At 50.6% G+C, this 20253-nt stretch carries 22 protein-coding genes; 19 read left to right on the forward strand and 3 right to left on the reverse strand.

The window, feature by feature from the left end:
• Positions 1–184 precede the first annotated feature (184 nt).
• The 8 genes from dapB (at position 185) to C1752_RS04580 (ending at position 5637) form a co-directional block, all read left to right on the forward strand.
• Positions 185–1015 carry a 4-hydroxy-tetrahydrodipicolinate reductase gene (dapB, locus tag C1752_RS04545; RefSeq protein WP_110984855.1) on the forward strand — a complete coding sequence of 277 codons (831 nt, stop codon included), beginning with the start codon at positions 185–187 and terminating at the stop codon, positions 1013–1015.
• A gap of 71 nt (positions 1016–1086) precedes the next feature.
• Positions 1087–1638: a shikimate kinase gene (locus C1752_RS04550; RefSeq protein ID WP_233501335.1), complete on the forward strand. Its 552-nt coding sequence runs from the start codon at positions 1087–1089 to the stop codon at positions 1636–1638.
• Positions 1639–1694: 56 nt separating this feature from the next.
• On the forward strand, positions 1695–2060 hold the full coding sequence (locus C1752_RS04555; protein WP_199464282.1) for a HesB/IscA family protein: 366 nt from the start codon (positions 1695–1697) through the stop codon (positions 2058–2060).
• 10 nt (positions 2061–2070) lie between these two features.
• Entirely contained in the window at positions 2071–2493 is a 423-nt protein-coding gene (locus tag C1752_RS04560; protein WP_110984856.1) for a tetratricopeptide repeat protein, read from the forward strand.
• A 3-nt stretch (positions 2494–2496) separates the two neighbouring features.
• The gene (locus C1752_RS04565; protein WP_110984857.1) at positions 2497–2739 is read left to right on the forward strand and encodes a DUF8620 family protein; all 243 of its coding nucleotides are present in this window, start codon (positions 2497–2499) and stop codon (positions 2737–2739) included.
• A 569-nt stretch (positions 2740–3308) separates the two neighbouring features.
• Positions 3309–4739 (forward strand): form I ribulose bisphosphate carboxylase large subunit, encoded by a 1431-nt coding sequence (locus C1752_RS04570; RefSeq protein WP_110984858.1) that lies wholly within the window; start codon positions 3309–3311, stop codon positions 4737–4739.
• Positions 4740–4833: 94 nt separating this feature from the next.
• Complete coding sequence (rcbX, locus tag C1752_RS04575) at positions 4834–5247, forward strand: RuBisCO chaperone RbcX (protein ID WP_110984859.1); 414 nt, start codon at positions 4834–4836, stop codon at positions 5245–5247.
• A 45-nt stretch (positions 5248–5292) separates the two neighbouring features.
• The gene (locus C1752_RS04580; protein WP_110984860.1) at positions 5293–5637 is read left to right on the forward strand and encodes a ribulose bisphosphate carboxylase small subunit; all 345 of its coding nucleotides are present in this window, start codon (positions 5293–5295) and stop codon (positions 5635–5637) included.
• Positions 5638–5753: 116 nt separating this feature from the next.
• Here C1752_RS04580 and C1752_RS04585 read toward each other — a convergent pair whose 3' ends face one another.
• Positions 5754–5987 (reverse strand): hypothetical protein, encoded by a 234-nt coding sequence (locus C1752_RS04585; RefSeq protein WP_110984861.1) that lies wholly within the window; start codon positions 5985–5987, stop codon positions 5754–5756.
• Positions 5988–6062: 75 nt separating this feature from the next.
• Between C1752_RS04585 and C1752_RS04590 the strand changes: the two genes are divergently transcribed.
• Both C1752_RS04590 and C1752_RS04595 read left to right on the forward strand, forming a co-directional pair.
• Positions 6063–6584 carry a GNAT family N-acetyltransferase gene (locus C1752_RS04590; RefSeq protein WP_110984862.1) on the forward strand — a complete coding sequence of 174 codons (522 nt, stop codon included), beginning with the start codon at positions 6063–6065 and terminating at the stop codon, positions 6582–6584.
• On the forward strand, positions 6581–7234 hold the full coding sequence (locus C1752_RS04595) for an HAD family hydrolase (protein ID WP_110984863.1): 654 nt from the start codon (positions 6581–6583) through the stop codon (positions 7232–7234). The genes C1752_RS04590 and C1752_RS04595 overlap by 4 nt, the downstream gene beginning before the upstream one ends.
• Positions 7235–7272: 38 nt before the next feature.
• On the opposite strand, the gene C1752_RS04600 is transcribed toward C1752_RS04595, so the two are convergent.
• Both C1752_RS04600 and C1752_RS04605 read right to left on the reverse strand, forming a co-directional pair.
• Positions 7273–8223, reverse strand: coding sequence for a hypothetical protein (locus C1752_RS04600; RefSeq protein WP_110984864.1), 951 nt, complete (start codon positions 8221–8223; stop codon positions 7273–7275).
• 446 nt (positions 8224–8669) lie between these two features.
• Positions 8670–9470 (reverse strand): DUF928 domain-containing protein, encoded by an 801-nt coding sequence (locus C1752_RS04605; RefSeq protein ID WP_110984865.1) that lies wholly within the window; start codon positions 9468–9470, stop codon positions 8670–8672.
• Positions 9471–9842: 372 nt separating this feature from the next.
• Between C1752_RS04605 and shc the strand changes: the two genes are divergently transcribed.
• The 9 genes from shc to nuoH all read left to right on the forward strand — a co-directional run bounded on the left by shc (position 9843) and on the right by nuoH (position 20210).
• Positions 9843–11804 (forward strand): squalene--hopene cyclase, encoded by a 1962-nt coding sequence (gene shc, locus C1752_RS04610; RefSeq protein WP_110984866.1) that lies wholly within the window; start codon positions 9843–9845, stop codon positions 11802–11804.
• A gap of 151 nt (positions 11805–11955) precedes the next feature.
• Positions 11956–12246 carry a membrane protein insertion efficiency factor YidD gene (yidD, locus tag C1752_RS04615; protein ID WP_110984867.1) on the forward strand — a complete coding sequence of 97 codons (291 nt, stop codon included), beginning with the start codon at positions 11956–11958 and terminating at the stop codon, positions 12244–12246.
• Between the two features lie 20 nt (positions 12247–12266).
• Positions 12267–13406: a 7,8-didemethyl-8-hydroxy-5-deazariboflavin synthase subunit CofH gene (gene cofH, locus C1752_RS04620; RefSeq protein WP_110984868.1), complete on the forward strand. Its 1140-nt coding sequence runs from the start codon at positions 12267–12269 to the stop codon at positions 13404–13406.
• Between the two features lie 140 nt (positions 13407–13546).
• On the forward strand, positions 13547–15244 hold the full coding sequence (locus C1752_RS04625) for a DUF3352 domain-containing protein (RefSeq protein WP_110984869.1): 1698 nt from the start codon (positions 13547–13549) through the stop codon (positions 15242–15244).
• Positions 15245–15284: 40 nt separating this feature from the next.
• Positions 15285–16373: a dTDP-glucose 4,6-dehydratase gene (rfbB, locus tag C1752_RS04630; protein WP_110984870.1), complete on the forward strand. Its 1089-nt coding sequence runs from the start codon at positions 15285–15287 to the stop codon at positions 16371–16373.
• A gap of 15 nt (positions 16374–16388) precedes the next feature.
• Positions 16389–17264, forward strand: coding sequence for a glucose-1-phosphate thymidylyltransferase RfbA (gene rfbA, locus C1752_RS04635; protein WP_110984871.1), 876 nt, complete (start codon positions 16389–16391; stop codon positions 17262–17264).
• Positions 17265–17339: 75 nt separating this feature from the next.
• Positions 17340–17645 (forward strand): DUF3288 family protein, encoded by a 306-nt coding sequence (locus C1752_RS04640; protein ID WP_110984872.1) that lies wholly within the window; start codon positions 17340–17342, stop codon positions 17643–17645.
• Positions 17646–17883: 238 nt separating this feature from the next.
• Positions 17884–19020, forward strand: coding sequence for a citrate synthase (locus C1752_RS04645; protein ID WP_110984873.1), 1137 nt, complete (start codon positions 17884–17886; stop codon positions 19018–19020).
• A gap of 71 nt (positions 19021–19091) precedes the next feature.
• The gene (nuoH, locus tag C1752_RS04650; RefSeq protein ID WP_110984874.1) at positions 19092–20210 is read left to right on the forward strand and encodes an NADH-quinone oxidoreductase subunit NuoH; all 1119 of its coding nucleotides are present in this window, start codon (positions 19092–19094) and stop codon (positions 20208–20210) included.
• Positions 20211–20253 lie beyond the last annotated feature (43 nt).

Here is a 20253-nt window from a genome sequence, read left to right on the forward strand (position 1 = left end):
CTGCTGTCAACTGTCAAAAGCAGAGCAGAACTCTGGTGTGCGCGAGCAGAATAGAGCTCTGCTCTGGGAGAGCGATTCGCGTGCAGCATGAGTTTGGAACCCTCGAATTTCAGCACCCAAAAGGCAAGCCTTAGGTTCAGGAAGACGTAAGATATGAAGGTGAATTGCGTGCAGACAGGTAACGATGACGGTAAATAAATTGCCAATCCCAGTAGTTGTGAATGGGGCTGCAGGCAAGATGGGACGTGAGGTTATCGAAGCTGTGGCGGCGGCGGATGATATGACGCTATATGGTGCGATTGACCGCAATCCTGAAGTTTTTGGTTTGGATGCAGGGGAGCTAATCGGCGGCGAAGCGCTACAGGTTACGATCACCAACGAAATGGAGCCTTTGCTAGCGGCAGCTTCCCAGGAAAAAGAGCCGGGGGTGATGGTGGATTTTACCCATCCGAGTTCGGTGTATACAAATGTAAGAGCTGCGATCGCATACGGCATCCGTCCCGTCGTCGGTACCACTGGGCTCAGCCCCAAGCAGCTTCAAGACCTTGCTGAATTTGCAGACAAAGCCAGCACTGGATGCTTAGTAATTCCTAACTTTTCCATTGGAATGGTGCTGCTTCAGCAGGCGGCAGTGCAGGCCTCTCAGTACTTTGAGCATGTAGAGATTATTGAGCTGCACCATAATCAAAAGGCCGATGCCCCCAGCGGTACGGCGCTCAAAACGGCTGAACTGTTGGCGGAAATGGGTAAGACGTATAATCCGCCTTCTGTCGAAGAAAAGGAGCATCTCCAGGGCGCTAGAGGCAGTCTCGCGGAGGAGAATATTCGTATACATAGTATACGGCTGCCAGGGCTGATCGCCCATCAAGAGGTGATTTTCGGGGCCGAAGGGCAAGTTTATACGTTGAGGCACGATACGAGCGATCGCAAGTGCTACATGCCCGGTGTTTTGCTCTCAATCCGAAAAGTTCTTCAGCTTCAGACCCTCATCTACGGCCTAGAAAAAATCCTCTAGTGAAAGCCACTCATCTGTCCGTAAGACACCCCGTACTAACTGCGAACTTCTAATTCTGAACTCTCTTCACCGTGACCTCAACCTCCCTTAACCTTAAAAACGTCAACGTTTACCTCATCGGCATGATGGGGGCAGGGAAATCGACTACCGGTCAGCTTTTGGCGCAGAAATTAGGCTATCAGCTCTTCGATTCTGATACCTTAATTACCCAGCTTGCAGACACCTCTATCAATCAGATTTTTGCCGAGCAAGGAGAGGATGCATTCCGTAAGCTAGAGACGCAGGTCTTGAGTGAGCTATCAGCCTATACCCGCCTAGTCGTTGCCACCGGAGGCGGCATCGTCACACAGCCGAGCAACTGGAGCCATCTACAGCAGGGACTCGTGGTGTGGCTTGATGTCCCTTTAGAGCACCTATGGAAGCGGATTCAAGTGGATGCCTCTCGTCCCCTGTTGCAAACAGAACGGCCCTACGAGACCCTCGAACAGCTTATGCAGCAGCGCCGCCATCTCTACGCCCAAGCCGATGTTCACACCGTGATCAAGCCAGACTGGAGCACGGAACAAGTCGCTGACCAAATTATTGAAGGCATTTCAAAGGTCATCAAGGTGGAAGACACCTAGAAGTCTGCTATACAATAGTGACTGAAGCCGCGTATCCCATCAGGAGTCCGACAATCATGACGCAAGCGACAGCTACACAGACTCAGGAAAAAGGCATTTTGATGACTGATACTGCGCTCAAGCACGTGCTAGAACTGCGCGAGAAGCAGGGTAAAGATCTGTGCCTACGAGTGGGTGTTAGAGGCGGCGGCTGCTCTGGAATGTCCTACACCATGGACTTTGAAGACCCCAACAATATTCAAGAGTCTGATCAGGTGTTTGACTACGACGAAGGTTTCAAGGTCGTATCTGACCCTAAAAGCATGCTCTATATCTACGGTCTTGTGCTTGACTATAGTGAAGACCTAATTGGCGGTGGCTTTCAGTTCACCAACCCCAATGCCACCCAAACCTGTGGGTGTGGGACATCGTTCTCTGCTTAATTAATTGACTATGAGTGAAACCGCAACACCCGAAGCTCTATTCGATCAGGCTCTAGAGCGATATCAGGCTGGGGAATCACCTGAAACGTTGATCCCTGTATTTAAAGAGATTTGCGATCGCGCCAAAAAGAACAGTCCCGCCTGGACCTGTCTCTCCTGGCTCTATCTGCTTGCCGATAAGCCCAAATCAGCCTACAAAGCTGCCCAGAAAGCTGTCAAGCTCAATCCTGAAGATCCGCAGGCGCGCGTCAATCTTTCCATTGCCATGCTCGAAAACGATCAGAAAGGCGTGCGTGCTCACGTCGAGATCGTGCAGCAGCTTGCCATGATTCCCGAGCTGAGAACAGAGCTTGAAGAAAGCTTTGCCGATGGTCTAAAGCGCAAGCCTGACTGGCCGAGTCTGCAGCGCGTCCAATCCTGGGTGTTTAATTAGTCCATGAAAGATACGCTGCTCAATGGTCTTAATACTCTACTGATGCTAAACGTCTTTTTCGTGATGTTTAGCTTTGTTTGGTTCGTTGCCGCCTTACTGGGTGAAAGCTTTGGTGTTTCCCTTGGGTTTCAGCTATGGCTGAGCCTCTGGGAACCCGTCTTTACGCCTGCCATTGGTGTCTTGATGGGAGGGGCCGTACTAACGGGTATTCTCGGTCAGATTTTTAAGCGCCTGCAATCTTCTTAAGTAATAGACTGTCGGACATGAAAAATAGCATTTCTGCCTCAGCTATAGAGCTAGAGGAATGCTTTTGATATTCTCGTGTTGTCAGTAAGCTGCTACCTCTTGACTGGCTCCCCATCATTAACCCGCCGCTACTGAACTCACTGATCTGCTGAATAGGTATAAATCCTTAAGGCTGGCTTTAGGTTTGTTATGGATTTCTTTTAAGAAAAATGTTAAGCAAATGTACTTAGCGTGACTGACCCCTAAATACCCTTGAAATGCTTGAGATGCCTGTGGTGAAAGTATTTCAGGAAATACAGGACTTAGAAAAGATAAACAACACTTATCAAAAGTTCGAATATATTCAATGTCTTGCTTATTGATTTAGTGCACGTAGAGCGATAAATTCAGTATTAAGATTACATAAACCAATCGCTGGTGCAGCAGTTAGGTCATACTGCCGTGCGTTAGGTCATCGCATTATCGCGTAAGTCAGCTTTTAGCAAATTGATGCTGATCCTGAGTTTGTCTTCTAGTCAAGCTTGGTTGCTGCTTGCGCAAAGATTCAGTCTTTCACAGGAAGAGACCCAATGGTATATTCACAAACTCAAACTTCTTCGTCGGGTGGTTACAAGGCCGGTGTACAGGATTACCGACTGACGTATTACACGCCGGATTATACGCCAAAGGATACAGATATCTTGGCCGCGTTCCGGATGACACCCCAGCCCGGTGTGCCTCCTGAAGAGGCCGGTGCTGCGGTTGCCGCTGAGTCTTCAACAGGTACTTGGACGACAGTTTGGACTGACCTCCTCACTGACCTAGACCGCTACAAGGGTCGTTGCTACGACATCGAATCCGTTCCTAACGAAGATAACCAGTACATTTGCTACATTGCTTATCCTCTCGATCTGTTTGAAGAGGGTTCGGTTACTAACGTTCTGACCTCCATCGTCGGTAACGTGTTTGGTTTTAAGGCACTTAAAGCGCTTCGCCTAGAAGACCTGCGTATGCCAGTTGCTTACCTGAAGACATTCCAGGGTCCGCCTCACGGAATTCAGGTTGAGCGTGACAAAATTAACAAGTATGGTCGTCCGCTACTTGGCTGTACCATTAAGCCCAAGCTAGGCCTCTCCGCTAAGAACTACGGTCGTGCGGTTTACGAATGTCTTCGTGGGGGTCTTGACTTCACGAAAGATGACGAGAACATCAACTCTGCTCCGTTCCAGAGATGGCGCGATCGCTTCTTGTTCGTTGCTGATGCGATTAAGAAGTCCCAGGCTGAGACAGGCGAAGTTAAGGGTCACTACCTCAACGTCACGGCTCCGACCTGTGAGCAAATGCTCCAGCGGGCTGAGTTCGCGAAAGAACTCGAAATGCCGATTGTTATGCATGACTTCCTGACTGCGGGATTCACTGCTAACACCACTCTGTCTCACTGGTGTCGTGATAACGGCCTGTTGCTTCACATTCACCGTGCCATGCACGCGGTTATTGACCGCCAGAAGAACCACGGTATTCACTTCCGTGTGCTCGCCAAGTGCCTCAGAATGTCTGGTGGTGACCACATTCACACCGGTACGGTTGTGGGTAAGCTCGAAGGTGAGAAAGGCATCACCATGGGCTTTGTTGACCTATTGCGTGAAAACTACATTGAGCAAGACCGCTCTCGTGGTATCTACTTCACCCAAGACTGGGCTTCTATGCCAGGTGTAATGGCTGTGGCTTCCGGTGGTATTCACGTGTGGCACATGCCTGCTCTCGTTGAAATCTTCGGCGATGACTCTGTCCTCCAGTTTGGTGGTGGTACTTTGGGTCACCCTTGGGGTAATGCTCCGGGTGCAACGGCTAACCGTGTTGCCCTAGAAGCTTGTATCCAGGCTCGTAACGAAGGCCGTGACATGATGCGCGAGGGTGCTGATGTCATCCGTGAAGCTTGTAAGTGGTCTCCTGATCTGGCTGCTGCTTGCGAACTATGGAAGGAAATCAAGTTTGAGTACGACGCTGTCGATACCATCTAATCGGACCTGAAGACTGAATCGTCCCTGCGGGTGTTTCTTCTATCTTGTATAGAGAGGCACCCAAGGGTTCCTAGCCGTTTTCGAACAGGCCGAGATGGAAATCAATCGCATTGCCAAAGAGACAACCAAGGTGATGATTAGTTATCTCACCTACCAGGCAGTTCGCACCGTTATCAATCAACTCGGTGAGACCAATAAGCCCTTGGGGTTTTGGCTGCACAATTTTTCTACTTCAGAGCGCATTAAAGATGGCGAAGCCTACTTGAAAGACCTCTTAGAGGAACATCAAGAGCTCGCCTTTCGGATAATGACAGTTCGAGAACATTTAGCGGAGGAAGTGACCGAGTATTTGCCCGAGATGGTTTGTACCGGCATTAAGCAGGCGAATATTGAGACCCGCTGTCGCCACCTAGAGCGGATGACTCAGGTTTCTAGTTCTGCGCCTGAAGCTAACGATTCAAATCAACCGACTGAGGATGATGAACCCGACGATATACCTGCCGAGTAGTCATCTTAAGCCTAGACCTATTGCTGTTGTAATCTACCGAATACTATGAAGACTTTACCTAAAGAGCGCCGTTTCGAGAATCTGTCTTATCTGCCCCCGTTGACGGATCAGCAGATTGCTCGTCAGCTACAGTACATCATTGATAACGGGTTCTTCCCGGCGATCGAGTTCAACGAAGATTCTGAGCCTACCCAGTTTTACTGGACAATGTGGAAGCTTCCTCTTTTCAGCGCTAGGAATGCTGATGAGGTTCTTCGTGAAGTGCAAGAGTGCCGCTCTGCTTACCCTGATTGCTATATCCGGGTTGTTGGCTTTGACAACATTAAGCAGTGCCAAGTTCAGAGTTTCATCGTTCACAAGCCTGGCAGTGGCAGCAGCTACCGCTACTAATCCCCGATAACTGACCCACCTGGGGTCTTCGGTTATCACTGAAAAATGCACCTACGGCCCTGAGGCTGTTAGGTGCATTTTGCTGATTAGGAGATAGTTTCTAAACACGCTGTCATCTAAGAAATTTCTCTACCACGGTAAAAACGAAGTGATTTTTTGCCTTTGTACCAAACCTCTTCAAATTCAACCTGGTAGCCCTCATATGCTTGATTTTGTATAAATCCTAATGCATCATCTTCTGTCATTTCACTCCAGTCAAATGCAAGAAAGAGTAGCTCTGGTTCTTGCTCAACCTTTTCATACAAGGTATTCCACCCTTCCACCCAAGTCTCTTCGTGTTTTAATCCCATTAGATTTATGCAGATTTTTCCCTAGAGTTATAAACAGAGGGAAGAAGCACATTGTAATGAAACGGAAGTCAGGTTGTGCCACTCCGTATTTTTATTCGACGACCAACTACCGAAGATTGCTCAGCGTTACTGTCTCTCCACCGTAGAAGTCGAGACTTCTGTGCTCCGTGGATTGTACCGCTGTTGACTGAAGCGGACTGCATGGCTTACATCAACCGCTGTCAACGAGAAGATGTTGAGGGTTCACTGATTTGTTGTGCGACAACTCAACAAATTGTTGGGGTTGCCAATCTTAGCCAAATTTTCTACGGTCCCTTTCAGAATGCCTATCTTGGCTACTATGCCGGTGTCGATTTTGCTGGCAAAGGGCTGATGACAGAGGGAATACGGCTCGTCATCGATCATGCATTTAAGAAGCTGAGGCTACATCGAGTTGAAGCGAATATCCAGACCGGAAACACGGCTTCAATCAACTTGGTCAAGCGACTGAATTTTACGAAAGAGGGCTTTTCTGAAAGATATCTGAAGGTCAATGGCAAATGGCGCGATCATGAACGCTGGGCCTTGACGGTGGAAAACTGGGATATGACTCTATGAAGAATGTTGACCTTGTAATCTTTGACTGTGATGGTGTGCTCGTTGATAGCGAACGCATTACCAATACAGTATTCGCTGAAATGCTCAATGAGCTGGGCCTTTCCCTTACGTTAGAGGATATGTTTGAGCAGTTTGTAGGACATTCGATGTCCTATTGTCTTGAGCTATCAGAAAAGCTATTGCAGCGACCCGTGCCGAATAACTTTGAAAAGGAATTTCATGAGAGAAGTGCGATCGCATACCAAACCTCACTCCAGCCCGTTCCCGGCATTGTGGATCTATTGCAGGGGTTAGAAATCCCCTACTGTGTGGCTTCTAACTCAACCCATCAAGAGATGCAGGTCACTCTCGGAATCACACAGCTGCTCAACTACTTCGAGGGCAAACGCTTTAGCGTTGCCGATGTAGCCCGAGGCAAGCCATACCCCGATGTATATCTATACGCCGCTAAACAGATGAGTGTTGTTCCTAATCGATGTGTCGTCATAGAAGATACTGCAATTGGTGTCAGAGCTGCGGTTAGTGCTGGGATGCGAGTCTTTGGCTATGCAAAGCTAACACCTGCTCATCAGTTAGAAGAGGAAGGTGCGATCTCGTTTACAGATATGCAGCGATTTATAGAGCTGCTCAGCAACCTATCCTTATCCTGACTGACTTTCGGAGAGACCTGCAGGCAGAGCAGCGTTAATCAGCAGCCGCCGCTGAAGGGTAGGCTGGGGGGGAGTTTCCCCTGCTGACATAATTGTTTGAGTGTGTTGGGGCTCATCGTGGTTGCGATATAGAAGCGCCATGTTGGTCGAACGATGCGTGCTCTACCGTGGGTGATTGCAGGTAGAACGCCTTTCTGCGAGGGATTGCGTTTATCCGCGCCCACCCGATATTGGTAATGATCGCCATTCAAGTCTGCAGGCTTGCTGGGGTCTTGGGGGACGGCTCTTGCAGTTCCCCAAGCGATGACATATTCAATCTTGCCAGAGCTATGGTCGAAATGGGGGGTTGGAGACCAGCCGTGGATATGGTGCTTTGGATTGGTCCAGTTATTGAAGCCAATGCCTGCAAAGGCGCTACCGTCCTGACACAGTCCCCTGTTACCAAATCTTCGGCTTGGATTACCAAAGGGATGTTCAGCTGCTGTGCATGGAGGGCCAAAGTTCTGCTCATGCCACTCACCTTCTATGTAGGCGGCGAAATGCAGGTCGCCCATTTCTACCATGACGTTGTCAGGAGTTATACCGCGAACGCTATCAATATGGTTCCACGGGTTATAACGCTTAAATTTCTTGCCCAGTGGATGATCTAATCGATGAGTTTCAGCCTTTGTCGATGGGATGGGGTATTTTGCAAACCGCCAGTTACTGGGAACGCTGGGCAGTGGAGAAACTTCATGGGGCTCGGTTACTGCTTCTACGAGGTCTTGGATGGTGATGGATTGCTCGTCATCAGGGTGAATCTGCTTAGCGACTATCGTCGTAGAGGGGGAGGGGGAGCTGCTAGAAATCTTCTCGACCTGAGGATTAATCGGTAGGTTTGCATAGCTTTGCTGTCCTGCTCTCTCAGAAAGCAAAGCGGCTATACAGGCTAGGGAGACTAGACCCATACTGATGACTGCTAAACGGAGAAAGTGAGCGGTTGGCTTCATTTTTTTTTGCCTTTGCTATCTCGCTTGAAAGAGTTAGAACCCATCAGTGAAGGTGTCACGGCAATATTTTGCTGAGTTAGGACCGCCGTTCTATGCCGCAGATGGATTTCAGTAGCTTAAATATCCTGATCAATGCGTATACTGCCGCCTTTGGTGCCAATGTATATGAAGTTATGACGAGAGAGTCAGCGCCTTGTTTCCTACTATTTATTATGATTCTGTTACCAGGATTTGGGAAGTGTAGAAACGAGAGGTGGCCTCCGTTCTTAGGCAGCGCCTCAATATGCTTCATAAATAAATCAACAAGTGTTCGATACCATTGCGATTGATAAAGCGTCTGAGTGCCTTAGTAATTAGGGAAGGCACGAGAGCCGTTAACGCTAGACGGACTTGATGTGTTGTTTCTCAGCCTGCAGCAGTTCCTTGCTCTGCTTGGACAAGCCTCTTTATTGTGATGGAGAGGCAAGCTGGAGCGGAATATCTGCAAGCTGTACAAACTCAGAGTTAGAGAGTGATTGCCACTCTTGTTCTAGTCTTTGCTTTTTAGGATGACTTCGATGGAGGGTTGTCAACTGCGTGAGTGCGTCATACCATAGCCCCGCTTCAGCAAAGATATCAATCTGGGCAATCGGCTTGGCCTTGGCGATCTTTTTCGTCAGTTCAGGACTGGGCTTGATTCGCGTAATCCAACCTTCAACATATTGGTTCGTCACGTATTCATCATCTTCATCAAGACAGAGAAGCTTAACTTGCCAACGATAGTCTGTGTCGACTTCAAGAGCTGTAGCCATTGTGCCTGCTGGTATTTTTAAGCTCGCAATCCCTTCTTCATTGCGAATTTGAAACCGAGTGCTGAAGACCTCAATCTCTTCAACGACAGGTTCTATATTGCTGACTTTGTACAGTACAAATTGAGCGGCGGGATGAGGATTGTTGTTCGGCATATACCAGTGAAAGGTCGGATATGCGGCTGTCGTAAATTCCCTGGACAGGTGATGCTCATTTTCCGGGACTAATGCTTTGAGGGGAGGCCCTTCTGGTGCTCTTGTTGTTCCTGGAGGATTGTCATTAGTGCGACAAATGGGGCGTGTTGCGGCTGCCTGTCGGTTACCAGGACGACGCAATCTTTTACCTCTGGGGTTGAAGCCAGCCCAGCTTGGCATGCCCTGTAGCAGTACTGCGACAGTGATAACGAGAGCCGTTATGTCTGTAACCCGTCGAGCTTGAGTTTTTATATTGCTATGCATTGCTATATTCAACCTTGTCTATAAACCATCTAGGAGACCGAAGATAATGGGTTAATGCCTTATCTTGGTACTAAACGACGGTTCTACTTTGTGGACCCCATACCAATGTATGTTGCTGTGCTGCGCTTGGCTGTGATCACGGCAGATTCAATGTGTGAGTTAGATCTCACCCAAATATTCTCTCTGCTTTTGTTGGAAATGAAAGTCTTCTGTTCAGGTTGTTCTCAGAGATGTTAAGGCGTTTCTCAGAAGAAGCTGGAACAATGTTGCCAAGAATAATTCTGTGGCGGTATGTTGAGGTTTGCTGCATACCCTGCTGTGGGAATGGGGTATCTCCATATATAAGCCTGTCGCTCATTCACGCTACTAAGTATGCAAGTTCAAACTGGGATCAAGACAACCGAGTGGATGGATAGGGTCGAAGATGCGATCGCATCTTCCCAGAACTATCTCCTTTCAAAGCAGGATCCCAAAGGCTACTGGTGGGCCGAATTAGAATCGAACGTCTCAATTACCTCAGAAGCCGTTCTCATCCATAAAATCTGGGGGACTGACGGGACTCGCCCTCTAGCCAAAGCGGAAACCTATCTCCGTAACCAGCAGCGCGATCACGGCGGCTGGGAACTCTACTACGACGATGGCGGTGAACTCAGCGTTACCATCGAAGCCTATATGGCTCTGCGGCTGTTGGGTGTCCCTGCTACTGACCCGGCGTTGGTGTCAGCCCGTGCCTTTATTTTGGGGCGGGGTGGCATCAGCAAAAGTCGCATTTTCACGAAGCTGCATCTCGCCCTGATTGGCTGCTACGAATGGAAAGGTATCCCATCGCTCCCGGCTTGGGTCATGCTAGTGCCGGAGTCGGCCCCCTTCACTATTTATGAAATGTCGAGTTGGGCCAGAGGCAGCACCGTGCCGCTGCTTCTCGTAATGGACCGGGAGCCAGTCTACGACCTAGGCATTACCTTAGATGAGCTGTACCCAGAGGGACGGATTCACGCCACCTTCGAGCTGCCTCGCAACAGTGACTGGACTGACGTGTTCGTTGGCTTAGACGGCATCTTCAAGTTTGCAGAAGCTAACAAATTTGTCCCGCTGCGTGAAGAGGGCCTTAAAGCTGCAGAACGCTGGGTACTAGAGCGGCAGGAAGCGACTGGTGACTGGGGTGGCATTATTCCGGCGATGCTCAATTCGCTGTTGGGCTTGAAAGCGCTGGACTATGATGTCCATGATCCCATCATTGAGCGGGGATTAGCTGCCGTTGATAATTTTGCGATTGAAACCGAGACTGAATATCGGATACAGCCCTGTATCTCTCCCGTGTGGGACACCGCCCTAGTGATCCGGGCTTTAGCAGAGTCAGGCTTAGACCGAGACCATCCGGCCCTGGTTCAGGGGGGACAGTGGCTACTCGAAAAGCAGATTCTTGATTACGGTGACTGGAAAGTCAAGAATAAAGAAGGCGAACCGGGTGGCTGGGCCTTTGAGTTTGAAAATCGTTTTTATCCCGATGTAGATGATACGGCTGTCGTGGTGATGGCCCTTAATGAAGTGACGCTACCGGATGAGAATGCGAAGCAGGCTGCGGTGACGCGCGCCTTTAACTGGATTGCCACCATGCAGTGCAAGCCGGGGGGCTGGGCTGCCTTTGACATTGATAACGATCAGGACTGGCTAAACTGGCTTCCCTATGGGGATCTTAAGGCCATGATTGATCCCAACACCGCTGATGTGACGGCGCGGGTGTTAGAGATGCTGGGTCGCGCGCCGGATCCGGCCAGTCGCAATGCTTCCTCCGCAGGCCATTTGCTGATAGACAGCAGAGTGAACCGAGGGCTAGCTTATCTCAAATCTGAACAAGAGTCTGATGGGAGCTGGTTTGGACGCTGGGGCGTGAACTACATCTACGGTACCAGCGGTGTTTTAGCTGCCTTGGCTCTGGTGGAACCCCGCAAGTTCCAGCTAGAAATTCAGAAAGGGGCGCAGTGGTTAGTAAGCTGTCAGAATGCGGATGGTGGCTGGGGTGAAACCTGCAAGAGCTATAACGATTCTAGCCTAAAGGGACAAGGACCCAGTACTGCATCTCAGACGGCTTGGGCACTGATGGGGCTTTTGGCTGCAGATGATGCGGTGGGCACTTACCATCAACCTGCGATTGAGCGTGGCGTTGACTATTTGGTGACCACACAGAAAGACGGAGCCTGGGATGAAGATCACTTCACAGGAACGGGTTTCCCCTGTCATTTTTATCTGAAATATCATCTTTATCAGCAACACTTTTCGCTCACTGCCTTAGCTCGATATCAGACGATGTTGAACAAGAAAAATAGACCTTGATCATGTCTAGAAGTATGCTTTTTCCCTTGTCTTTCTTATCACTGCAATCATCGATATAGACTGCAGATTCTTTGCCGCAGGAGTTGAGTCAGCAGATGTCGCGTCGGCGAGTTTGGTCGCCAGACTTGCGTGCTTATTCTAAGATTAAGAAATGAAACACTTACTGGTAAGCCTCGTTCGGTTGTATCAGCGATTTATTTCGCCGCTGTTTCCGCCTACCTGTCGATTTCAGCCAAGCTGTTCGCACTATGCGATCGCATCTCTAACTCGCTTCGGCTTCCTGCGGGGGAGTGGGCTAGCCCTCTGGCGAATCCTACGCTGCCATCCCTGGAATAAAGGGGGGTACGATCCAGTCCCTGATGTGTTTTGGACAACGGACAAGACCTCGCTGGCCGATGTCGTTCATCGTCAATCAAGCCCTCAGAAGCCCCAAGATTATTAAATAGCCCCTGTTTATACAACGTGATTACCCAAGCCCCCACCATTGATCAAATCCTGACGCAGGCCTTATCCGGCCAAGCACTGACGCCGGATGCTGGGGTGCTGCTGCTAGAGCAAACCGATCCGTCCGCCTGGAGCGATATCCAGCAGGCGGCTGACCAGATGCGGCAGGATCTGGTGGGCGATACCGTTACCTATGTGGTGAACCGCAACATTAATTTCACCAATATCTGTGAGCAGCATTGTAACTTCTGTGCCTTCCGTCGAGATGCCGACCAGGAAGGTGCCTACTGGTTAACAGAGGCCCAAATCTTAGAAAAGGCCGCCGATGCCCGTCAGCGGGGCGCGACTGAAATCTGCATGCAGGGGGGACTCAATCTTGAAGCAAAGCTTGAGGGGCAGTCCTTGCCCTACTATGTGCGATTGGTGAAGACCTTGAAGGCGTCCTTCCCAGAGATTCATCTCCATGCGTTTTCGCCCCAAGAGATTGAGTTTATTGCCCGCGAAGATCGGCGCTCTTTTACTGACGTGATCTCGGCCCTCAGCGAAGCTGGCGTTGATTCAATGCCGGGGACCGCCGCTGAGATTCTCGACGATCAGGTGCGGCGGGTACTGTGTCCGGAGAAAATCGATACGGCCACTTGGCTAGAGGTGGTGTCAGCCGCCCATCAGCTTGGCGTGCCTACCACCAGCACGATGCTGTCGGGGCATATCGAGACCCCCGCACAGCAAATTGGGCATTTAGAAAGGTTGCGATCGCATCAACAAAAAATGCAGTCCCAAGGCAACATTGGCTTTAGTGAATTTGTGCTGCTGCCCTACGTGGGTCAAGATGCCCCACCTGCCCTGCGTCGCCGCGTCGGACGCGATCAGCCCACCCTAGAAGAAGTCCTACATCTGACCGCCGTGGCGCGCTTATTCTTGGGGCGCTGGATGGTCAACCATCAGCCGAGCTGGGTGAAGTTGGGGGTGCAGGGGGCCGCTCAAGCCCTGCAGTGGGGCTGTAACGACATTGGCGGTACCTTAATGGAAGAACATATCACCACCATGGCCGGTGCTCAGGGGGGGACCTGCTTATCAGAGTCTGAGCTGCAAAACGCCATTAAAGCTATCGATCGTCCCTATCGGCAGCGGACGACGCTGTATGGTTGGGTTGCCTAATTTCAGCGTCATCTCGGAGCGGCGGTAGCCGTACTCATGTCAACATTAGCCAACTCTGTATCCCATAAATCTGTGACGAGGCCTTTACCAATGTCTCTGCCATTGTGCATACTGGCCTCTGAGGTTTGGATGGGACAGCTATGAGAGGTCAGCAACAACCGCGAAAACGCACTAAAGCGAATTCTTCCCGGTTATCGCCGCAGAGACGTCGCCAAAATCATAAGTCTCGTTCGCTTGCTATCACCGTCGGGGGTGCGCTGCTCCTGATCGTCGGCGGAGCCATTGCCTTTGCCCTACTCCAGGGACGGAGCGGTGGACGCAAAGCCTTTGGTCCCACGGCTCTTCTACCTCAGGACACCCTACTCTCCGTCACTGTTTCCACCAACATAGGTCAATGGAAGGCACTGACAAAGTTAGGAACAGAGCAGTCTCAGAAAAACCTGCAAACGAATCTGCAGGACATCGAAAAAACGGTCCTCACCCAAGGACTGAGTTATGAAGAGAATATTGCCCCCTGGGTTGGCGATCAAATCACAATGGCCTTTTTGCCCCCTACGGCTGAGTCTGGTCCCGAATTTGAAGATCAGGCAACTATTTGGATCCTGCCGGTCCGCAATTCAGGTCGAGCCAAAAAGCTTTTTATCGAGAAGTTAGCCACCTCTGGCAATCAAGCGCAAAGCCGAACCTACCAAGATGTCGAGATCCAAGAGTTTCAGCTTGAAGACCAGCAATATGCGATCGCAACCCCCGACAAGCGCAATCTCGTCTTTACTGCCGCAGGCGCACCCATCGATCAGGTGATCGATACCCTCAAAGGTAAGCCCTCTATTTCTGCAACGCCACGCTTTACAGAAGCCATCTCTGAAATTGGGGCCAGCAGCCCCCTTGCCCAGATATATATCAACATGCCCTTAGCGACGGCACAGCTAGCCGCCGGGTCAAATCAGCCGATCTCTGAAGCCTCTCTGGCGCGTATCCAAGAAGTGCGAGGTTTAGGCTCCACCGTGACTCTAGACGCAGACGATACTCTTAATTTCAAAACCATTACTTGGCTAGATCCAGAGGCCAAGTATCCCCTAGTAGTCAAAAACGACGCTGCAGGGATGGCAAAGCGCCTGCCCGCCAACACCCTGATGATGGCTTCCGGCGGAAACTTCCAGGAGCTGTGGCAGGCTTATGCCAAAGGCACAAGTGCCAAACTGATTGTGCCCTTTAACCCTAAGTCCTGGACGGACAGCTTTGTTGAACTCACCGGCATCGACTTCAACACGACCTTCATTCCCTGGCTCGATCGCAAATTTGCAGGGGCCATCGTGCCTGCTCAAGATAACAACGATCAAAATATTGGCCTCGTTGCCCTAGCCCAGACCAGTGACAGCACCGCAGCGCTTCAGGCCTTCAAGCAGCTCGATGATGCCGTGCGCGAACAGCGCGATTTTCAGATTGCCGAATCCAAAATCGACAAATCGTCCGTGATTACCTGGAAGGTTCCGCCCGGATTGCCGATTGCGAGTCACGGTTCGCTCAGTGACAAAACGATGTTCTTTACCATTGGTGCCCCGGTCCCCATTGCCAAGCAGCTCGTGGAGTCTCAGTCCAGCCTCAATCAGGCCGAACTCTTTAAAGATGCGACCCAATCTTCCCTGAAGTCCCATAACGGCCAGTTCTTCGTTCATGTGCCTCGGATGCTGAAGGTGATGGATACGAATCCCCTCTTTCCTAAAATTGCCCCAGGTACGCAAGAATATGCCCAGGGTATTGAAGCGATTGGCATGACCACGGCCATCAGCAGCCCCTGGAGTGCTCGCTATGATATTCGCGTCAAGTTAAAAAACTAACGGCCAAAATGTCGGTGCCCAAAAATAGCGGGAATGTTGGATGAAGACTGTTTTAGTGACGGGTGGATCTGGATTTATCGGCGCTAATTTTATCCTTAAAGCTCGCCATGATCACTGGTTCAATGTTGTTAATCTCGACAAATTGACCTATGCCAGCAACCCTCACACGCTAGATGCTGTAGCGGGCGATCCAGGCTACTGCTTTTGTCGGGGTGATATTTCTGACTCTCAACAGGTTAAGGCGCTGCTAGACAAGCATCAGCCTGAGGCCGTCATCAACTTCGCGGCTGAAAGTCATGTCGATCGCTCCATTCTCCGTCCTGAAGCCTTTATTCAGACGAACATTCTGGGCACCTTTCGGCTTCTAGAATCTTGCAAGATCTACTGGGAACATCTGCCTCCAGAGAAGCAGGCGAATTTCAGATTCTTACACATCTCAACCGATGAGGTTTTTGGCTCCTTAGGGCCCGATGACCCTGCCTTTCGAGAAGAAACGCCCTATGCGCCCAACAGCCCCTACTCAGCTTCTAAAGCCAGCTCAGATCACCTTGTCCGGTCTTATCATCACACCTATGGCCTGCCGATTCTGACGACCAACTGCTCAAATAATTATGGTCCGTACCAGTTCCCAGAGAAGCTGATCCCGCTGATGATTCTGAACGCTAGGGAGGGGCAACCGCTACCCATCTATGGCGATGGTCAAAATATTCGAGATTGGCTCTACGTTGAAGACCATTGTGAGGCTATTTGGCTGGTGCTGCAGCGGGGCCGCTTGGGAGAGTCTTACAATGTGGGTGGCAATAACGAAGTGACGAATCTAGAGGTTGTGCAGCAGATTTGTGCGAGACTCAACCAGTTATCGCCAAAAGAAAACTTCGACTATGCGTCTTTGGTAACGTTCGTGAAAGATCGGCCAGGGCACGATCGCCGCTATGCGATTGACAGCACTAAGATTCAGCGTGAACTGGGCTGGGTGCCTCAAGAAAGTTTCGAAAGTGGCCTGTCGAAAACGATTCAGTGGTACCTAGACCATCCAGACTGGATTGAACAGGTGCGATCTGGCGCTTATCAAGCTTGGATTCAGCAAAACTATGATCATGCACGTTCTTCCGCAGCTCCTGACTCTTGACTCGGCCCTAAACCCATGAAAGGTATTGTTCTCGCCGGAGGCTCGGGCACTCGACTAGCTCCCCTCACTGAGGTGGTCAGTAAGCAATTAATGCCGGTTTATGACAAGCCGATGATTTATTATCCCCTGTCAACCCTGATGCTGGCCGGGATTCGGGACATTTTGATTATCTCTACGCCCCGTCATTTACCGTTATTTCAGCAACTGCTGGGTGATGGTCACCAGTGGGGGCTAGATCTGAGCTATGTTGAGCAACCCCGCCCCGAAGGACTGGCCCAGGCTTTTATTCTGGGACGAGACTTCATTGGCGGGGAGCCGGTTTGTTTGGTGCTGGGTGACAACTTGTTTTATGGTCACGGCCTGCCAGAGGTTTTAGGTCAAGGCGCTCAGCTACAGTCAGGAGCCTTAATCTTTGGCTATCGCGTGCTGGAACCGCAGCATTACGGCGTTGTGGAGTTTGACCAGGCTGGCTATGTGGTGGGTTTAGAAGAAAAGCCCCAGCAGCCAAAGTCTAAATATGCGGTGCCGGGGATTTATTTCTACGACTCTAGGGTTGTTGAGTTTGCCGCTAAATTGAAGCCTTCGGCACGGGGTGAACTAGAAATTACGGATCTGAGTCGGGAGTACCTGAAGCGCGGCGAGTTGAAAGTGGAGCTTTTGGGCCGAGGCTATGCTTGGCTCGATACTGGGACGCATGACACCTTGCATCAGGCGGGCAGCTTCATCCAGACGCTGGAGCAGCGCCAAGGGTTCAAGGTTGCCTGTGTTGAAGAGATTGCCTACCGGCAAGGCTATATCGATGCGGCTCAACTTAGCCAATTGGCACAGCCGCTGGCGAAAAGCGGCTACGGAAAGTATTTACTCACTCTCCTGGAGAGTGATCTCATCTAGGTTCAATCTCATGCAATAGGATGCTTCTAGGTTCCTATGCAATACTGCAAATAATTATTTTTATTCTCTATCGTCATGGCTCAGCCTCCGAAAGCCAAACTTGGACAACCTGACCAACAGCATCCTCAGTGGTATCGCGATCGCCAAGTTGCAGACCGATTGATGCGCGAAGAACCCACGAATCTCAACCTTGCTGAGCTGGCCCGCCTCCGGATTCGCTATACCGGTTTTCCGGGGGGCTGGGATATTCAGACGGATCTCGATACGGTCCTGAAAAAATGGGAACTGACCGAAGAATCGCTGTTTGAAAAGACGCGGTTGATTCATGAGACCGAGCAGCTCTACAGCATCAAAACTAGCAAGAAAGAAGACTGGACCTAGGGTCGAGCTTTGCGGATGGGTCGATAATCGCTATATCAGACACAGACTGGATTTGAGGCAGACTGGTATGATTGATCTACCGCTTCATATAGAAGTGCTTAGGTCCTTTTCTGTAGACCTGCAGCGACTGCACCTCAGCGGCCTTTGTTCTGCGTGCAGACATTGGACTCTACGCGTCTACGCTACTGCCGTGATGAAAACGCTGAGGCTATGACAATACCCAACATTGAGTTGCCCTATGACAGCATGTGAGTATCAGATTGGTTTGGAAGGTATTCCTGCCGCCCAGTCAAGAATTAGCTACGTCGATGGCAAGATTGGCCGATTAGAATATCGCGGCGTCCCAATTGAGCAGCTCGCGGAGCATGGAAGTTTTTTAGAAACCGCGTATCTATTGATTTGGGGCAAGTTTCCCACGGCAGATGATCTGTCAGCTTTCCAGTACGAGATTACCCATCACCGTCGGGCCAAGTACCGGATCCGAGACATGATGAAGTGCTTTCCTGAAAGCGGTCACCCGATGGACGCTTTGCAGGCTTCAGCGGCGGCGCTGGGGCTGTTCTATTCCAAGCGGGCGCTAGATGACCCGACCTATATTCGGCGGGCTGTGGTGCGGCTGCTGGCGAAAATCCCGACGATGGTGGCGGCGTTTGAGCATATCCGCAAGGGGAATGACCCCATTCAGCCCCGTGATGATTTGAGCTATGCGGCGAATTTTCTTTACATGCTCAATGAGCAGGAACCCGATCCGATACAGGCTCATATTTTTGATACCTGTCTGACGCTCCATGCCGAGCATACGATGAATGCCTCGACCTTCTCTGCGCGGGTGACGGCTTCAACGCTGACGGATCCCTATGCGATTGTGGCGTCTGCGGTCGGCACTCTGGGCGGGCCGCTCCACGGGGGGGCCAATGAAGAAGTCATTGAGATGCTGGAGCAGATTGGCTCTGTGGAAAATGTCCGACCCTTCTTGGAAGAGAAGTTCGCGACCAAATCTAAGATTATGGGCTTTGGGCATCGCGTCTATAAGGTAAAAGATCCTCGGGCTAAGATTTTGCAAAAGCTGGTGGAGGAGCTGTTCGGTGAGCTAGGGAGCGATAAGTATTACGAAATCGCTCTGGAGCTGGAGAAGATTGTTACCGACAAGCTAGGGGACAAAGGTATTCATCCCAACGTTGATTTTTATTCTGGGCTGGTCTACAAGCGGCTGGGGATTCCGACGGATTTGTTTACACCGATATTTGCGATCGCAAGGGTTGCTGGCTGGCTTGCCCACTGGCGGGAACAGCTCGAAGCCAACCGTATCTATCGGCCTACCCAGATTTATATTGGTGAGCATAACCAGCCTTATCTACCAATTGCCGAGCGCTAAGTCCCTGAAAAAGCGCAGGGGCACTATACTGAGTAAGGTCAAAAAAAACATCACAAACATCAGAGCAGGACATGAACCCAGGCATTGATCTGCAGCAACGCTTCATCGAGACCTTAATGGGCTACGGCCTTTCACCGGGTGCAGCCAAAGCTGTCTGGCTTCCCCTTCCCCTTTTACTGATGCTCATTGGAGCCACGGTCGGTGTCCTCGTCGCCGTTTGGCTAGAGCGGAAGATCTCCGCCGCCGCTCAGCAACGTATCGGTCCCGAATTTATTGGCCCACTGGGCATTCTGGCCCCAGTCGCTGACGGTATCAAGCTCGTCTTTAAAGAAGATATTGTCCCCGCAGAAGCCGATCCCTGGCTCTTTCTTCTAGGACCGGTGATTGTCGTCATCCCCGTTTTCCTGTCCTACCTAATCGTGCCCTTCGGTCAAAATCTGATGATTACCGACTTGGGCCTCGGTATTTTCCTCTGGATTGCCCTCTCTAGCATTGTTCCCATCGGCTTGCTGATGGCGGGCTACGCCTCTAACAACAAGTACGCCCTGATCGGTGGTCTGAGAGCTGCAGCACAGTCAATTAGCTATGAAATTCCGCTCGCGCTGGCCGTACTCGCCGTCGTGATGATGTCTAACAGCCTTAGTACTGTCGATATCGTCAACCAGCAGTCCGGTTATGGAATTCTGGGATGGAACGTCTGGCGACAGCCTGCCGGTCTACTCCTGTTCTGGATCTCCGCCCTCGCAGAATGTGAACGGATGCCCTTTGACCTTCCTGAAGCAGAAGAAGAAATTGTTGCCGGTTACCAAACAGAATATTCCGGCATGAAATTTGCCCTGTTCTATCTGGGGTCTTACGTTAACTTAGTACTATCGGCCCTGCTTGTTTCAGTTCTTTACCTGGGTGGCTGGGATTTTCCTATACCCATTGGTTTGCTAGCGAACTGGATCCACATCAGCCCCGATAATGCTGTTCTGCAGATTGTAACGGGTGGCCTCGGGATTGTAATGACCCTGCTGAAGGCATATGTCTTCGTCTTCATCGCCATCTTGCTGCGCTGGACTGTACCCAGGGTTCGTATTGATCAGCTCCTTGACCTAGGCTGGAAGTTCTTGTTGCCCATTGGCCTTGTGAATTTGCTGATGACCGCAGGACTCAAGCTAGCCTTCCCTTTTGCCTTTGGCGGCTAGTCTTTGCCTGAAACCGTGCCCATACCTTCAACCTTTTTTAGAG

The sequence above is a fragment of the Acaryochloris thomasi RCC1774 genome, from assembly GCF_003231495.1.
Lineage (GTDB): Bacteria > Cyanobacteriota > Cyanobacteriia > Thermosynechococcales > Thermosynechococcaceae > RCC1774.

What these genes read in the sequence shown, in the direction of transcription:
- rfbB (WP_110984870.1), top strand. Translation starts at nt 15,285, where the DNA reads ATGAAGACTGTTTTAGTGACGGGTGGATCTGGATTTATCGGCGCTAAT.
- rcbX (WP_110984859.1), top strand. Translation starts at nt 4,834, where the DNA reads ATGGAAATCAATCGCATTGCCAAAGAGACAACCAAGGTGATGATTAGT.
- shc (WP_110984866.1), top strand. Translation starts at nt 9,843, where the DNA reads ATGCAAGTTCAAACTGGGATCAAGACAACCGAGTGGATGGATAGGGTC.
- C1752_RS04580 (WP_110984860.1), top strand. Translation starts at nt 5,293, where the DNA reads ATGAAGACTTTACCTAAAGAGCGCCGTTTCGAGAATCTGTCTTATCTG.
- C1752_RS04595 (WP_110984863.1), top strand. Translation starts at nt 6,581, where the DNA reads ATGAAGAATGTTGACCTTGTAATCTTTGACTGTGATGGTGTGCTCGTT.
- rfbA (WP_110984871.1), top strand. Translation starts at nt 16,389, where the DNA reads ATGAAAGGTATTGTTCTCGCCGGAGGCTCGGGCACTCGACTAGCTCCC.
- dapB (WP_110984855.1), top strand. Translation starts at nt 185, where the DNA reads ATGACGGTAAATAAATTGCCAATCCCAGTAGTTGTGAATGGGGCTGCA.
- C1752_RS04600 (WP_110984864.1), bottom strand. Translation starts at nt 8,223, where the DNA reads ATGAAGCCAACCGCTCACTTTCTCCGTTTAGCAGTCATCAGTATGGGT.
- C1752_RS04645 (WP_110984873.1), top strand. Translation starts at nt 17,884, where the DNA reads ATGACAGCATGTGAGTATCAGATTGGTTTGGAAGGTATTCCTGCCGCC.
- C1752_RS04560 (WP_110984856.1), top strand. Translation starts at nt 2,071, where the DNA reads ATGAGTGAAACCGCAACACCCGAAGCTCTATTCGATCAGGCTCTAGAG.
- C1752_RS04555 (WP_199464282.1), top strand. Translation starts at nt 1,695, where the DNA reads ATGACGCAAGCGACAGCTACACAGACTCAGGAAAAAGGCATTTTGATG.
- nuoH (WP_110984874.1), top strand. Translation starts at nt 19,092, where the DNA reads ATGAACCCAGGCATTGATCTGCAGCAACGCTTCATCGAGACCTTAATG.
- yidD (WP_110984867.1), top strand. Translation starts at nt 11,956, where the DNA reads ATGAAACACTTACTGGTAAGCCTCGTTCGGTTGTATCAGCGATTTATT.
- C1752_RS04605 (WP_110984865.1), bottom strand. Translation starts at nt 9,470, where the DNA reads ATGCATAGCAATATAAAAACTCAAGCTCGACGGGTTACAGACATAACG.
- C1752_RS04565 (WP_110984857.1), top strand. Translation starts at nt 2,497, where the DNA reads ATGAAAGATACGCTGCTCAATGGTCTTAATACTCTACTGATGCTAAAC.
- C1752_RS04625 (WP_110984869.1), top strand. Translation starts at nt 13,547, where the DNA reads ATGAGAGGTCAGCAACAACCGCGAAAACGCACTAAAGCGAATTCTTCC.
- C1752_RS04585 (WP_110984861.1), bottom strand. Translation starts at nt 5,987, where the DNA reads ATGGGATTAAAACACGAAGAGACTTGGGTGGAAGGGTGGAATACCTTG.
- C1752_RS04570 (WP_110984858.1), top strand. Translation starts at nt 3,309, where the DNA reads ATGGTATATTCACAAACTCAAACTTCTTCGTCGGGTGGTTACAAGGCC.
- C1752_RS04640 (WP_110984872.1), top strand. Translation starts at nt 17,340, where the DNA reads ATGGCTCAGCCTCCGAAAGCCAAACTTGGACAACCTGACCAACAGCAT.